Consider the following 13,452-nt stretch of genomic DNA (forward strand, 5'->3'; position numbering starts at 1 on the left):
GAGTGCCGGGCTTTTTGCTTTCAAGACTTAAGCCAGATCAGAACTTGGCGCTGATGCCCACGCGGTAAGTACGCTCACCCATGAAGGACCATGCGGGATAACCCACTTTCAATGGTGCCTTGACAGTGGTGTCTACGCCTGCTGCGCCAAACTGGACGTCATCAGCTGCAAGCAGGTTGGTGGCATCAAAGTTCAGGCGAATGTTCTTCGTGATGTTGTAGCCCAGGCCCAGGTCCAAGGTGCCGAAACCTTCGTGCATACGGTTACCGTACCAGCCGGTTTCACGAATCATGTACTCCGAGCGATAGTTGTAGGCCATACGGGCAGAGAAGTCCGCCATTTCGTAGTAGCCCACCACGTTGTAAGTGTGCTTGGAGGCCAAGGTGAACAGCGCGCGCCGGTCTTGGAAGCTCTCGCCTGGGGCGGTGGCATCCGAGTAGGTGTAGTTCGCTGCAACGCCAAAGCCGTTGTCGAAGGCATGGTTGATTTGCGCTTCCAAGCCCCTGATCTTGCCGCCGCCAGCGTTGACGAACTGGTTGACTGTCCAGCTGTCTTTGCCGCTATCTGGGCTGATCACACCGATCTTTTGGTCAACCTTGGTGTTGGTCGTGATGAAGTTGTTGATGTCCTTGTAGAACACACCGCCGGCGACCAAATTGCCCTTGCCGTAGTAGTACTCCAAACCGAGGTCGAACTGAGTCGACTTTTGCGGCTTGAGGCCCACATCGCCGAAAGTCATCGTCTCGTTGCCCGCGACGGTGTCCTTCCATCCGCTTTGGCTGGCCAGGAACATATTGTCAAAGTTTGGACGAGTGATGGCTTGACCCGCAGCCATACGCAGCAATGTGTTCTTCTGCAGCGTGTAGGCGACGTTCAACGATGGCAGCCAGTCGCTATAGCTCGCATCCTTCGATGTCCGGTTCTTGCTCCAGCCCTGGTTCTGGTCAATATCACCGGTTGCCAGTGGCGTACCGTCGAAGGCATAACCAGTTCCAGTCACCTTGGAACTGATGTAGCGCAGGCCGAAGTTACCGCGCCACTGGTCTTTCTCAAACTCGAACATGCCGTAGGCAGCGGTGTTCTTCTCTTTAATGATGCCCAAGCCGCCACGCTCTTCGGTCCAGCCCGTCACGTTGGCATTGGTGTTAGCCATCATGCCGCCGATGTTTGGCTTTGGCGAATTCCAGCCGTTCGTGCCCATGGCGATATTGCCGTTGTACAGGCTGGCGGTATCAGCCTCAATGGCTGTGGCGGCAAAACTCGCCCGGTCGGTGCTCTTCTTGAACTCGTGATCGGTGGCACGCACGCCAGTCTTGAACGAGTTGATGGGGCCCAGTTCCAGGTCCATGGTCAGGTCAGCCTGGGCGTAAGTTTCTTTGTCCGAGTTTGGACCACGTGAAGTTGCCCAAGAGCCGGCAGGACCTGTTTTTGCTGGCAGATTAGACAGAGCGACGTTTTGGTTCGCGCCAGGATTGACCGAAATTTGCTTGCCCGTTGCGTCGATGGAACCGACCCACTTCGGCAAAGAGCTGCCAGCCGTCCACCAACCGTATGAATAGTTAGTCGTCTGCGAGGTACCGCCTTCGGCCTTCGTCGAGCCGGCTGCGGCGTCAACCTTGAATGTGTCGGCGCGGAATGTTCCGGTCAGTGCCAGAGTGTCCGAAGTCATCTTGCCGGTACGAGCCCAAGTTTGCACGAAGGCGTCCGTCGCGTTCGCAGCGGTGATGTCGCTCTTGGTGCACAAACCAGCAGCATTCTTCTGCGAGCAAGGGTCTGTTTTGGCGTTGCCTGGGAAGATGTAGTGGCTGGTATTCGAGTTGTCACCCGTCAGTTCCAAGGCCAAGTAGTTCAGGCCCAGGTCAATCGACTTGGTTGGGCGAGCTTGCAGTGCCACGTTGACGGCGGTGCGCTTGCGGTCTTGAACAAAAGTTGTCGGGGCGACGTCGCCTGACCAACGTGCGTCGGACTCAATACCGCGACGAATGTACTCGGAGTCCTCGTAAGCGACGGCGATCAGAGCGCCGAACTTCTTCTGGGAATCCTTCCAGCTGTACAGGCCTGAAACTTCCTTGCTCAGATCATCGCTGACCGAGCCTTTGCCCAGCTTTGCGCTGACGAAAGCTGTGTTGGCATCCAGATCCAAAGGCTTGCGTGTCCGCACAATGACGGTGCCGCCGATGCCACCTTCAGTCAAATCAGCTTGCGACGACTTGAAGACCTCCATGCCGCCGATGAGTTCGGCTGGCAGCAGGGAGTAATTGAACGAGCGGTCAATGGTTTGTTGGTCATACCAACCGGTCGATGCAACGGATTGACCGTTCAGCGTGGTGTAGGTCATTTGCGGGTCGGTGCCGCGAATCGAGACCGAAGCGCCTTGGCCGAAAGCACGACCGACAGTAACTCCAGGGATACGACCCAGGGCCTGGCCCACGTCGCTGTCTGGCAGCTTGCCGATGTCTTCTGCAGAAACAGCATCAACGACGGCGCTAGCACCCTTCTTGATGTTGGCTGCGCTTTGCAGCGAAGCGCGGATACCTGTGATCACAACCGCTTCAAGTTGGGCTGTGTCTTGTGCCGCAGCTGGAGCAGTTGCTGCTTGCTGCGCCTGTGCAGCCATAGTGATGCTCAGCAGCGTCATCGTGACGGCAGCTGCGATAGGGCTCTGTTTGACCTTCATTTCTTTTCCTTAAATTGGCCAAGAGATAACTAATTAACAACTCGGCCTGTTTCCACTTGGTACCTCAGCTCTGGCGGTCGTTTTTTTGTGACCGCTCAAGGCTTGACACCGCTAAAGACATACGAATGCAACCAATGCCATGCCACTATACGGCTCGGTAGTGCCACTTTGCTACCACTTTTATGTCCGTGTTTTCCCTGCTGTGGCGGCGCCGCCACCGAAATGTTCAAGCTTGCATGCTTGGCCTGGCTACCTTTCTTTCGGCGGCGGCTGCTTGCGGCGGCTGGACCGGGAAAATCAACGAGAGAAGGTCCAGCATCGAGCTAAGCGCCCTGTTCATGAGGTGTGGCGAGCGCTGAAGCTGGGGTAAATACTGCTCCGCTCCGCAAAGTTTTAAAAGTGCGTAAAAGCAGAAATTGCCTTGTAGGCGTCGTTTTGTAGCCTTCTTGCGACGGCCTTTTTGCTTGACTCTTACTCCTTGAATTGACTTGGCTAGCTTGTGGTAGGTAGCTGATTGGTATCTGGCGCGGGCGTGGGGTGGTATTGACTTGGTTGTCGGGGTTCAGCTGACTTCACGCTGTCTAGGGCGGCTTGGTGCCGAGGTTCTTCACCAGAGTTCAAGAAAGTTGTTTGCGCTGCAAAAATGCTGTGCTATAGTTGCGGGCTTGCCTCGGAGGGGTGGCCGAGTGGTTAAAGGCAGCAGACTGTAAATCTGCCCGCTAACGCGTACGCTGGTTCGAATCCAGCCTCCTCCACCAAGGCAAACGCTTTTCTTGATTCGAGTCGCTGGCCGGTCCGGCGACTCGATCCCAGGAGGGTTGTTAGAAGTAAGGCAAGCAAGGCTCCCGGGCGGGAGTAGTTCAATGGTAGAACTCCAGCCTTCCAAGCTGATCACGCGGGTTCGATTCCCGTCTCCCGCTCCAGTGTTGTTGGTGTCGGTTTGTGTTGTTTGTAAGTCGTCGATACTGGTTTGCGGTTTTGAGTCAAGTCTCCAAACCTGTGTCGATGCCCATGTGGCTCAGTGGTAGAGCACTCCCTTGGTAAGGGAGAGGTCACGCGTTCGATCCGCGTCATGGGCACCACCTGTTTTCTTCTTCTAGTCTGTACTGATACTCTCTCGGAGCGCAGAAATGGCAAAAAGCAAATTTGAACGTACCAAGCCGCACGTCAATGTGGGCACGATCGGTCACGTTGACCATGGCAAGACCACGCTGACGGCTGCTATCGCAACCGTGCTGTCGAAGAAGTTCGGCGGCGAGGCCAAGGCTTACGACCAGATCGACGCAGCACCGGAAGAAAAAGCCCGCGGCATCACGATCAACACTGCTCACGTTGAGTACGAGACGGCCGGCCGTCACTACGCACACGTGGACTGCCCAGGCCACGCTGACTATGTGAAGAACATGATCACCGGCGCGGCGCAGATGGACGGCGCGATTCTGGTTTGCTCGGCCGCTGACGGCCCGATGCCACAGACCCGCGAGCACATCTTGTTGGCTCGTCAGGTGGGCGTGAAGTACATCATCGTCTTCCTGAACAAGTGCGACATGGTGGACGACGCTGAGTTGCTGGAACTGGTCGAAATGGAAGTGCGCGAGCTCTTGTCCAAGTACGACTTCCCTGGCGACGACACACCGATCATCAAGGGTTCGGCCAAGTTGGCGCTGGAAGGCGACACAGGCCCCTTGGGCGAAGGCGCGATCATGGCTCTGGCCGAAGCGCTGGACAGCTACATTCCCCAGCCTGAGCGTGCCATGGACGGCGCCTTCTTGCTGCCGGTTGAAGACGTGTTCTCGATCTCTGGCCGCGGCACCGTGGTGACTGGTCGTATCGAGCGCGGCATCATCAAGGTCGGCGAAGAAATCGAAATCGTTGGTATCCGTGATGTCCAGAAGACAACCGTGACCGGCGTGGAAATGTTCCGCAAGTTGCTCGATCAAGGTCAAGCTGGTGACAACGTCGGCATCTTGCTGCGCGGCACCAAGCGTGAAGATGTTGAGCGCGGCCAAGTGCTGAGCAAGCCGGGTTCGATCAAGCCACACACCCACTTCACGGCTGAGGTGTATGTCTTGTCGAAGGAAGAGGGCGGCCGTCACACGCCGTTCTTCAACAACTACCGTCCACAGTTCTACTTCCGTACAACTGACGTGACCGGTGCTGTTGAGCTGCCAGCGGACAAGGAAATGGTTATGCCTGGCGATAACGTCGGTATGACGATCAAGTTGATCGCTCCGATCGCGATGGAAACTGGTCTGCGCTTCGCGATTCGCGAAGGTGGCCGTACCGTTGGTTCGGGCGTGGTTGCTACGATCATCGCTTAAACTATCAGCGCCATAGGGGCGTAGCTCAATTGGCAGAGCGTCGGTCTCCAAAACCGAAGGTTGAAGGTTCGAAACCCTCCGCCCCTGCCAACTTCCGCTGATCACGGTTGTTGGTTTATTGGTTCTAGGCAATCGGCCCGCGGGAGTTATTCCCGGCGGGCTTTGCTGCTGGTGGGTATCACCAAACAAGTGTTTGAAATATCGAATGTCCGCAAGCTTTGTGTGGCATGGAAGTGAATCAATGTCCAATTCTCAAGTCGAAACGGTAACGACCAGCGCTGACAAAGCGAAGCTGGCCGGTGCTGTCCTGTTGCTGGCGGCCGCTTTGGTCGCCTACTATGCGTTGGCAAAGCAGGGCCCGATCGCGCAATGGGCGGCGCTGCTGGTGTTGCTGGCGGCTTCGGTCGGTGCGTTTTTTACTTCCGAATCGGGCAAGTCGTTGATCGCTTATGGGCGCGACTCGGCGCGCGAGGTGCGCAAGGTGGTTTGGCCGACGCACAAAGAAGCGCGCCAAATGACCGGCTATGTTTTTGCCTTCGTGGTGATCATGGCTTTGTTCCTCTGGTTGACCGACAAGACGCTGGAGTGGGTGTTGTACGACCTGGTCTTGGGTTGGAAGCGTTAAGTAAGCGTTGAAGGATTGCAATGACTGAAGAACAAGGCAATGCCGCGGCCGAGGCCGTCGTGCCGACCGGACTCCCCAAGCGCTGGTATGTGGTGCATGCCTATTCGGGTATGGAGAAGGCGGTCGAACGCAATTTGCGTGAACGCATCGACCGGGCCGAAATGCAAGACAAGTTTGGTCGCATCTTGGTGCCGACCGAAGAAGTCGTTGAGTTGAAGAATGGCAAGAAGGCTGTCACCGAGCGACGCTTTTTCCCGGGCTATGTGCTGGTTGAAATGGTGATGGAAGATGACACTTGGCATTTGGTCAAGCACACTTCCAAGGTGACTGGTTTTGTGGGTGGAGCAAAGAATCGTCCCGCTCCGATCTCCGAGGCGGAGGTCAACAAGATCGTCAACCAGATGCAAGAAGGCATCGAGAAGCCGCGGCCAAAGGTCGAGTGGATGGTTGGCGAAATCGTGCGCGTCAAGGAAGGCCCGTTTACGGACTTCAACGGCGCCATCGAGGGTGTCAACTACGACAAATCCAAGGTCAGCGTGTCGGTCACCATCTTCGGCCGCGCGACGCCGGTCGAGTTGGACTTCGCTCAAGTCGAGAAGGTTTAAAGGCTTGACAGAGCCTGTTGGCCGAGTCATCGGCTGGCATCTGTCCGTAGTCAGTTCACAACGAGATGTGAACAAGAGGAGCAAGGGTATGTGGCGTCAAGCCGCTAGCCCCTTGCGCTAGCACTCAGGGGTTGCGGCTCAGCCGCCGTGACTCTGTCAGGAGAATATATGGCTAAGAAAATTGTCGGCTTTATCAAGCTGCAAGTAGCGGCAGGCAAGGCGAATCCATCGCCGCCAGTCGGTCCCGCGCTGGGTCAGCGTGGCCTGAACATCATGGAATTCTGCAAGGCGTTCAACGCCCAGACGCAGGGTCATGAGCCAGGCATGAAGCTGCCGGTGGTGATTACCGCTTTCGCGGACAAGAGCTTCACCTTCGTGATCAAGTCGCCTCCAGCGACTGCTCTGATCAAGAAGTTGGCCAAGCTGGACAAGGGTTCGGCCAAGCCGCACCTGGAAAAGGTCGGCAAGCTGACCCGCGCCCAGTTGGAAGAGATCGCCAAGATCAAGACCAAGGACCTGACTGCAGCCGATCTGGACGCAGCAGTTCGTACGATTGCTGGTTCGGCTCGCTCGATGGGCGTGCTGGTGGAAGGAGTCTGATATGGCCAAGCTTACAAAACGCCAAAAGGCCAATCTGGGCAAGGTCGAGACGACCAAGCTGTACTCGCTGAGCGAAGCGCTGAATCTGGTGAAGAGCCTGGCCGTCGCCAAGTTCGACGAATCCATCGACGTGGCTGTTCAGCTGGGCGTGGACTCGAAGAAGTCTGATCAGGTCGTTCGCGGCGCGGTCGTGATGCCTCACGGTATCGGCAAGACCAAGCGCGTCGCTGTGTTCGCCCAAGGCGCCAAGGCTGACGAAGCCCGTGCTGCCGGTGCTGACATCGTCGGCATGGAAGATTTGGCCGAGCGTATCAAGGCTGGTGACATGCCTTTCGACGTGGTCATCGCCTCGCCTGACACCATGCGTATCGTTGGTACCTTGGGTCAAGTGCTGGGCCCACGCGGCCTGATGCCTAACCCCAAGGTCGGCACCGTGACGCCTGACGTCGCGACTGCTGTTCGCAATGCCAAGGCTGGTCAAGTCCAGTTCCGCGTTGACAAGGGCGGCATCATTCACGGCACCTTGGGTCGTCGCTCGTTCGACACCGACAAGCTGGAAGGCAACTTGCGCGCGCTGATCGAGGCTTTGAACAAGTCCAAGCCAGCGACCAGCAAGGGTGTCTACCTGCGTAAGGTAGCAGTGTCCTCCACCATGGGCGTTGGCGCCCGTGTGGATGTGGCCAGCATCAACGCTCAGGCTTCCGCTTAAGCTAAGAAAATTTGCGCAGCGCGAGTCTGGCGCTGTGCTGAAGAATTGGTGGGGCGAATCGGGTGCAAATCTGATTCGCGTCATCCAAGACCGTTGGTGCGAATGCTTGCGGGCGTTTGCTTAATGGATAACGGTGCCGAGGGTGTCAAAGCTTGCGGCCTTGTTTGAAGCCAGCGCAGATGGCGGTCCCGCTGTAAAGGATTTGTCGGTCGATTCGTTGAGGGTCGACCGGTGGGTTTCTGGACAGAAGGTCGCTGAACCCGGGTGTGTCTAGAGCCGCAAGGCAAAGGGCACGTATTTGTGAGGAGTAGACCTTGAGTCTCAATCGCAACGAGAAAGCAGCCGTCGTTACGGATGTGGCAGCCCAAGCGGCTAAGTCGCAGACCTTGGCGTTGGCCGAATACCGTGGCCTCACCGTAGAAGCCTTGAACAAGCTGCGCGTCGAATCGCGTGCCAAGGGTGTGTATCTTCACGTGCTGAAGAACACCCTGGCGCGTCGTGCCGTCGCCGGTACTCAGTTCGAGTGCATCTCGGAGAGCATGGTCGGCCCGCTGATCTATGGCTTTTCTGAAGACGCTGTCGCTGCTGCGAAAGTCATGTCTGACTTCGCTAAAACCAACGACAAACTGATCATCAAGGGTGGTGCCTACGGTGGTAAGGCTCTGGACGTCAACGCCGTTAAGGCATTGGCTTCAGTCCCAAGCAAGGAAGTTTTGCTGGCCCAGCTCTTGGGTCTGATGCAGTCGCCTGTGTCGCGTTTCGCACGCGCATTGGCCGCAGTGTCGGAACAACGTGCCGCCGGCGCAGCTCCTGCTGCCGAAGCCACGGAAGTTGCAGCAGAAGCTGCACCTGCCGCCTGAACGATCTGCTGATAAAGCAACCACTATTGATGTGTTGAGGGCGAGGCGGGTGCATGACACCCACCACCTCACCCGGCTCATCAAACAATCTATCTAGGAGCCTAAAAATGGCATTCGATAAAGACGCATTCATCTCCGCCCTGGACGCAATGACCGTTCTGGAACTCAATGACCTGGTCAAGGCCATTGAAGAAAAATTCGGCGTGTCCGCCGCTGCTATGGCCGCTCCTGCTGCCGGTGGCGCAGCTGGTGGCGCTGCTGCTGCTGAAGAGCAGACCGAGTTCAACGTGATCCTGACCGATTGCGGCGCACAGAAGGTTTCCGTGATTAAGGCTGTTCGCGAAATCACCGGCCTGGGCCTGAAGGAAGCTAAAGACCTGGTCGACGGCGCTCCTAAGGCTGTCAAGGAAGGCGTGTCCAAGGCTGATGCCGAAGCCGCCAAGAAGAAGCTTGAAGAAGCCGGCGCTAAGGTCGACGTCAAGTAATTGTCTCGAATTGGGGTGGCTTGCGAGCTGCTTCAGTTTTGCTGACAGGCCTGCAATTGGCGCGTGTTGAATGTTTTGCTCCACCTGACGAGGGCTGGGGGCAGATCGATAAACAGGCGCTTAGCAAGGCTTAAAAGGGGTGGCCTCACGGCCTCCCCTTTTAGCGTTTGAGGGTTATTCCGGGTAGAGATTAGTTGAAAGCGTCGCGCGAGGTATGATGTGCGGTTATTTCAAGTGTTCTCTGATCCGACTGCAGAGAACCGGTTTGGTCGGGCTTTGGTGCAATGCCGAAGTTGTCCGCCAGCGGTTGGTAGTGGCCAATCACCAAGCGTCGAGCCGTCCGTCCGGGATGGAGTTCGAGAAGCCAGTCGCCGACGAAGCCCGTCCCACGGCCAGGGGTGGGCTCTCGACACGGAGTGTTTATGGCGCAAGCAACCCCCTATAGCTTTACCGAGCGCAAGCGAATTCGCAAGAGCTTCGGCAAGCGTGAGAGCGTTCTCAACGTTCCTTATTTGCTCACCATGCAGAAAGAGGCTTATGTGGCCTTCCTGCAAAAGGACGTCCCCCCTGCTAAACGCAAGCCCGAGGGCCTGCAAGCAGCTTTCCTTTCCGCGTTCCCCATTGTTTCGCACAATGGTTTCGTGGAGATGAAATTCCTCGAATTCAACATCGCCAAACCGCCGTTTGACACTCGCGAGTGCCAGCAGCGTGGTTTGACGTATGCGGCCGCCGTTCGTGCGCGTCTGCAGATGATCATCTATGACCGTGAATCGCCCCAGGCGAAGACGGTCAAGGAGATCAAGGAGCAAGAGGTCTATATGGGCGAAGTTCCGCTCATGACCGATTACGGCTCCTTCATCGTCAATGGCACCGAGCGTGTCATCGTCTCCCAGTTGCATCGCTCGCCTGGCGTGTTCTTCGAACACGACAAGGGCAAGACGCACTCTAGCGGCAAGCTGTTGTTCTCGGCTCGCATCATTCCTTACCGCGGTTCGTGGTTGGACTTTGAATTCGACGCCAAAGACATCCTGTTCTTCCGCGTTGACCGTCGCCGCAAGATGCCTGTCACGATTCTGCTCAAGGCCATCGGCCTGAACCCCGAGCAAATCCTGGCGCACTTCTTCGTCTTCGACAACTTCCGTCTGATGGACGCCGGCGCACAAATGGAATTTGTGGCCGACCGTCTAAAGGGTGAAGTTGCCCGCTTTGACATCACCGACAAGTCCGGTGCCGTCATTGTCGAAAAAGACAAGCGCATCACCGCGCGTCACACGCGTCAACTGGAGCAGTCCGGCACGCAGCACGTCACGGTGCCTGAAGACTTCTTGGTCGGCCGTGTGTTGGCCAAGAACATGGTCGACGGCGACACCGGCGAGATCATCGCCAAGGCCAATGATGAATTGACCGACGCTTTGCTGAAGAAGCTGCGTCAGGCCGGCATCAAGGACGTGCAGTGCTTGTTCACGAACGAGCTGGACGAAGGTGCTTACATCAGCCAGACCCTGGCCGCCGACGAAACCGCTGACCAGCTGGCCGCGCGCGTTGCGATCTATCGCATGATGCGCCCAGGCGAGCCGCCAACGGAAGACGCGGTCGAAGCGCTGTTCAACCGCTTGTTCTACAACCCGGACACCTACGATCTGTCGCGCGTGGGCCGCATGAAGTTCAACGCCCGTGCTGGCCGCGATACGCCGGAAGGCGCGATGACCTTGTCGAACGAAGACGTCCTGGACGTTGTCAAGATCTTGGTCGAGCTGCGCAATGGCCGTGGCGAAGTCGATGACATCGACCACTTGGGCAATCGTCGCGTACGTTGCGTCGGCGAACTGGCCGAGAACCAGTACCGTTCGGGTCTGGCTCGGATCGAGAAGGCCGTCAAGGAACGTCTGGGTCAAGCCGAGACCGAAGCCTTGATGCCGCATGACTTGATCAACTCCAAGCCGATTTCGGCCGCGTTGAAAGAGTTCTTCGGTGCGTCGCAGCTGTCGCAATTCATGGACCAGACCAACCCCTTGTCGGAAATCACGCACAAGCGTCGCGTTTCCGCCCTGGGCCCTGGTGGTTTGACGCGTGAGCGCGCTGGCTTTGAAGTCCGCGACGTGCACCCGACTCACTACGGTCGTGTCTGCCCAATTGAAACACCTGAAGGCCCGAACATTGGTCTGATCAACTCCTTGGCTCTGTACGCGCAGCTGAACGAGTATGGCTTCCTGGAAACCCCTTATCGTCGCGTTGTCGACGGCAAGATCACGAGCCAGATCGACTATCTGTCGGCCATCGAAGAAGGCAAGTACGTGATCGCCCAGGCGAACGCGACCTTGAGCAGCGAAGGTTCGCTGACGGACGAGTTGGTGTCGGCGCGCGAGAACGGCGAATCGGTGTTGACCAGTCCAGAGCGCATCCAGTACATGGACGTTGCGCCTACGCAGATCGTGTCGGTCGCGGCCTCGCTGGTGCCATTCCTTGAGCACGATGATGCGAATCGCGCCTTGATGGGTGCGAATATGCAGCGTCAGGCCGTGCCTATCTTGCGTCCCGAAAAGGCCATGGTCGGTACCGGTGTGGAACGTGTCGCAGCCAAGGACTCGGGCACTGTTGTGGCGGCGCGCCGCGGCGGTATCGTCGACTACGTCGATACCAACCGTATCGTGATTCGTGTCAATGACAACGAAACCGTGGCCGGTGAAGTTGGCGTCGACATCTACAACCTGATCAAGTACCAGCGTTCCAACCAGAACACCAATATCCATCAGCGCCCTATCGTGCGCCGTGGTGACAAGGTGGCTGCCGAGGACATCATTGCTGACGGTGCTTCCACCGACATCGGTGAGTTGGCGCTGGGCCAGAACATGCTGGTCGCCTTCATGCCATGGAACGGCTACAACTTCGAGGATTCGATCCTGATCTCGGAGCGTGTGATCGCTGAAGACCGCTACACCTCGATTCACATCGAAGAGTTGGTGGTCAATGCGCGTGACACCAAGCTGGGCAGCGAAGAAATCACCCGCGACATTCCGAACTTGTCCGAGCAGCAGCTTGGTCGTTTGGATGAGTCCGGCATCGTCTACGTCGGCGCCGAAGTCAACGCCGGCGACGTGCTGGTCGGCAAGGTCACGCCCAAGGGCGAGACCACGCTGACGCCTGAAGAGAAGCTGCTGCGCGCCATCTTCGGCGAGAAGGCTTCCGACGTGAAGGACACGTCCCTGCGTGTCGATCAAGGCACTTCGGGCACCGTCATCGACGTGCAGGTCTTCACCCGTGAAGGCATCCAGCGCGACAAGCGTGCTCAGCAGATCATTGACGATGAGCTGAAGCGCTTCCGCCTGGACCTGAACGACCAACTGCGTATCGTGGAGGCCGACTCGTTCGACCGTATCGAGAAGCTGCTGACCGGCCGCGTGGCCAACGGCGGCCCGCAGAAGATCGCCAAGGGCACTGTCATCGACAAGGCCTATCTGCAGAGCGTCGAGAAATTCCACTGGTTCGATATCCGTCCCGCCGAGGACGAGGTCGCCAACCAATTGGAGTCGATCAAGAACTCGCTGGAGCAGACCCGCCACAGCTTCGACTTGGGCTTTGAAGAAAAGCGCAAGAAGTTGACGCAAGGTGATGAGCTGCCGGCTGGCGTGCTGAAGATGGTCAAGGTCTATCTGGCCGTCAAGCGTCGCTTGCAGCCGGGTGACAAGATGGCCGGTCGTCACGGTAACAAGGGTGTTGTGTCCAAGATCGCTCCGATCGAAGACATGCCTTATATGGCCGACGGCACCACCGTTGACATCGTCTTGAACCCGCTGGGCGTGCCTTCACGGATGAACGTGGGTCAGGTTTTGGAAGTGCACCTGGGTTGGGCCGGCAAGGGCATTGGTCAGCGCATCGGCGACATGCTGCAGCAAGAAGCCCGCGTGGCCGAGTTGCGCAAGTTCTTCGACGAGTTGTACAACCAGTCCGGCAAGAAGGAGCACCTTGACGATCTGAACGACACCGAAATCGTTGAGATGGCGCACAACCTGACCAACGGCGTGCCGTTTGCGACGCCGGTGTTTGACGGGGCCAAGGAAGAAGAAATCCGCGCGATGCTGAAGTTGGCGTACCCGGATGACATCGCCGCCAAGAAGGGCTTGACCGCCACGCGTACCCAGGCGTTCCTGTCTGATGGCCGTACCGGCGAGGCTTTCGAGCGTCCGACGACCGTGGGCTATATGCATGTGCTGAAGTTGCACCACTTGGTGGACGACAAGATGCACGCCCGTTCGACCGGCCCGTACAGCTTGGTCACTCAGCAGCCGCTGGGTGGTAAGGCTCAGTTCGGTGGCCAGCGTTTCGGTGAGATGGAAGTGTGGGCGCTGGAAGCTTATGGCGCCTCCTACATCTTGCAGGAAATGCTGACGGTCAAGTCCGATGACGTGAACGGCCGGACCAAGGTCTACGAGAGCATCGTCAAGGGTGAGCACACGATCGAAGCCGGCATGCCGGAATCGTTCAACGTGTTGGTCAAGGAAATCCGGTCGCTCGGTATCGATATTGAGTTGGAGCGTAACTAAGCGCTGTGCGTGGCAGGGCACCGCAATTG

General features: G+C 57.5%; 9 protein-coding genes and 4 tRNA genes. 12 read left to right on the forward strand and 1 reads right to left on the reverse strand.

The genetic code is table 11. The features are described from left to right. Nucleotides 1-37: 37 nt before the first annotated feature. Nucleotides 38-2,677, reverse strand: coding sequence for a TonB-dependent receptor (locus PRZ03_RS16940; protein ID WP_273601444.1), 2,640 nt, complete (start codon nucleotides 2,675-2,677; stop codon nucleotides 38-40). 672 nt (nucleotides 2,678-3,349) lie between these two features. Here PRZ03_RS16940 and PRZ03_RS16945 point away from each other — a divergent pair. The 12 genes from PRZ03_RS16945 to rpoB all read left to right on the forward strand — a co-directional run bounded on the left by PRZ03_RS16945 (nucleotide 3,350) and on the right by rpoB (nucleotide 13,423). Then, nucleotides 3,350-3,435 (forward strand) — tRNA-Tyr (locus PRZ03_RS16945). A 91-nt stretch (nucleotides 3,436-3,526) separates the two neighbouring features. Then, nucleotides 3,527-3,600: transfer RNA gene (locus tag PRZ03_RS16950), tRNA-Gly, on the forward strand. Between the two features lie 84 nt (nucleotides 3,601-3,684). After that, a tRNA-Thr gene (locus PRZ03_RS16955) sits at nucleotides 3,685-3,759 on the forward strand. A 48-nt stretch (nucleotides 3,760-3,807) separates the two neighbouring features. Continuing rightward, a complete protein-coding gene (gene tuf / locus PRZ03_RS16960) occupies nucleotides 3,808-4,998 on the forward strand; it encodes an elongation factor Tu (protein WP_273601445.1) in 1,191 nt (396 codons plus the stop codon). 14 nt (nucleotides 4,999-5,012) lie between these two features. Further along, nucleotides 5,013-5,088: transfer RNA gene (locus tag PRZ03_RS16965), tRNA-Trp, on the forward strand. A 151-nt stretch (nucleotides 5,089-5,239) separates the two neighbouring features. After that, the gene (gene secE, locus PRZ03_RS16970; protein WP_263536005.1) at nucleotides 5,240-5,623 is read left to right on the forward strand and encodes a preprotein translocase subunit SecE; all 384 of its coding nucleotides are present in this window, start codon (nucleotides 5,240-5,242) and stop codon (nucleotides 5,621-5,623) included. A gap of 20 nt (nucleotides 5,624-5,643) precedes the next feature. Further along, nucleotides 5,644-6,228 (forward strand): transcription termination/antitermination protein NusG, encoded by a 585-nt coding sequence (gene nusG / locus PRZ03_RS16975; protein ID WP_263536004.1) that lies wholly within the window; start codon nucleotides 5,644-5,646, stop codon nucleotides 6,226-6,228. 168 nt (nucleotides 6,229-6,396) lie between these two features. After that, nucleotides 6,397-6,828 (forward strand): 50S ribosomal protein L11, encoded by a 432-nt coding sequence (gene rplK, locus PRZ03_RS16980; protein ID WP_263536003.1) that lies wholly within the window; start codon nucleotides 6,397-6,399, stop codon nucleotides 6,826-6,828. A 1-nt stretch (nucleotide 6,829) separates the two neighbouring features. Beyond that, on the forward strand, nucleotides 6,830-7,537 hold the full coding sequence (gene rplA, locus PRZ03_RS16985) for a 50S ribosomal protein L1 (RefSeq protein ID WP_263559663.1): 708 nt from the start codon (nucleotides 6,830-6,832) through the stop codon (nucleotides 7,535-7,537). Nucleotides 7,538-7,851: 314 nt separating this feature from the next. Then, nucleotides 7,852-8,397, forward strand: a complete 546-nt coding sequence (rplJ, locus tag PRZ03_RS16990) for a 50S ribosomal protein L10 (protein ID WP_263536001.1) — start codon at nucleotides 7,852-7,854, stop codon at nucleotides 8,395-8,397. Between the two features lie 107 nt (nucleotides 8,398-8,504). Continuing rightward, a complete protein-coding gene (rplL, locus tag PRZ03_RS16995) occupies nucleotides 8,505-8,882 on the forward strand; it encodes a 50S ribosomal protein L7/L12 (RefSeq protein ID WP_263536000.1) in 378 nt (125 codons plus the stop codon). Nucleotides 8,883-9,304: 422 nt separating this feature from the next. Continuing rightward, a complete protein-coding gene (gene rpoB, locus PRZ03_RS17000) occupies nucleotides 9,305-13,423 on the forward strand; it encodes a DNA-directed RNA polymerase subunit beta (RefSeq protein ID WP_263535999.1) in 4,119 nt (1,372 codons plus the stop codon). Nucleotides 13,424-13,452 lie beyond the last annotated feature (29 nt).

This window comes from Roseateles albus (assembly GCF_028595345.1).
Taxonomy (GTDB): Bacteria; Pseudomonadota; Gammaproteobacteria; order Burkholderiales; family Burkholderiaceae_C; genus Paucibacter_A; species Paucibacter_A albus.

What these genes read in the sequence shown, in the direction of transcription:
- PRZ03_RS16940 (WP_273601444.1), bottom strand. Translation starts at nt 2,677, where the DNA reads ATGAAGGTCAAACAGAGCCCTATCGCAGCTGCCGTCACGATGACGCTG.
- tuf (WP_273601445.1), top strand. Translation starts at nt 3,808, where the DNA reads ATGGCAAAAAGCAAATTTGAACGTACCAAGCCGCACGTCAATGTGGGC.
- secE (WP_263536005.1), top strand. Translation starts at nt 5,240, where the DNA reads ATGTCCAATTCTCAAGTCGAAACGGTAACGACCAGCGCTGACAAAGCG.
- nusG (WP_263536004.1), top strand. Translation starts at nt 5,644, where the DNA reads ATGACTGAAGAACAAGGCAATGCCGCGGCCGAGGCCGTCGTGCCGACC.
- rplK (WP_263536003.1), top strand. Translation starts at nt 6,397, where the DNA reads ATGGCTAAGAAAATTGTCGGCTTTATCAAGCTGCAAGTAGCGGCAGGC.
- rplA (WP_263559663.1), top strand. Translation starts at nt 6,830, where the DNA reads ATGGCCAAGCTTACAAAACGCCAAAAGGCCAATCTGGGCAAGGTCGAG.
- rplL (WP_263536000.1), top strand. Translation starts at nt 8,505, where the DNA reads ATGGCATTCGATAAAGACGCATTCATCTCCGCCCTGGACGCAATGACC.
- rpoB (WP_263535999.1), top strand. Translation starts at nt 9,305, where the DNA reads ATGGCGCAAGCAACCCCCTATAGCTTTACCGAGCGCAAGCGAATTCGC.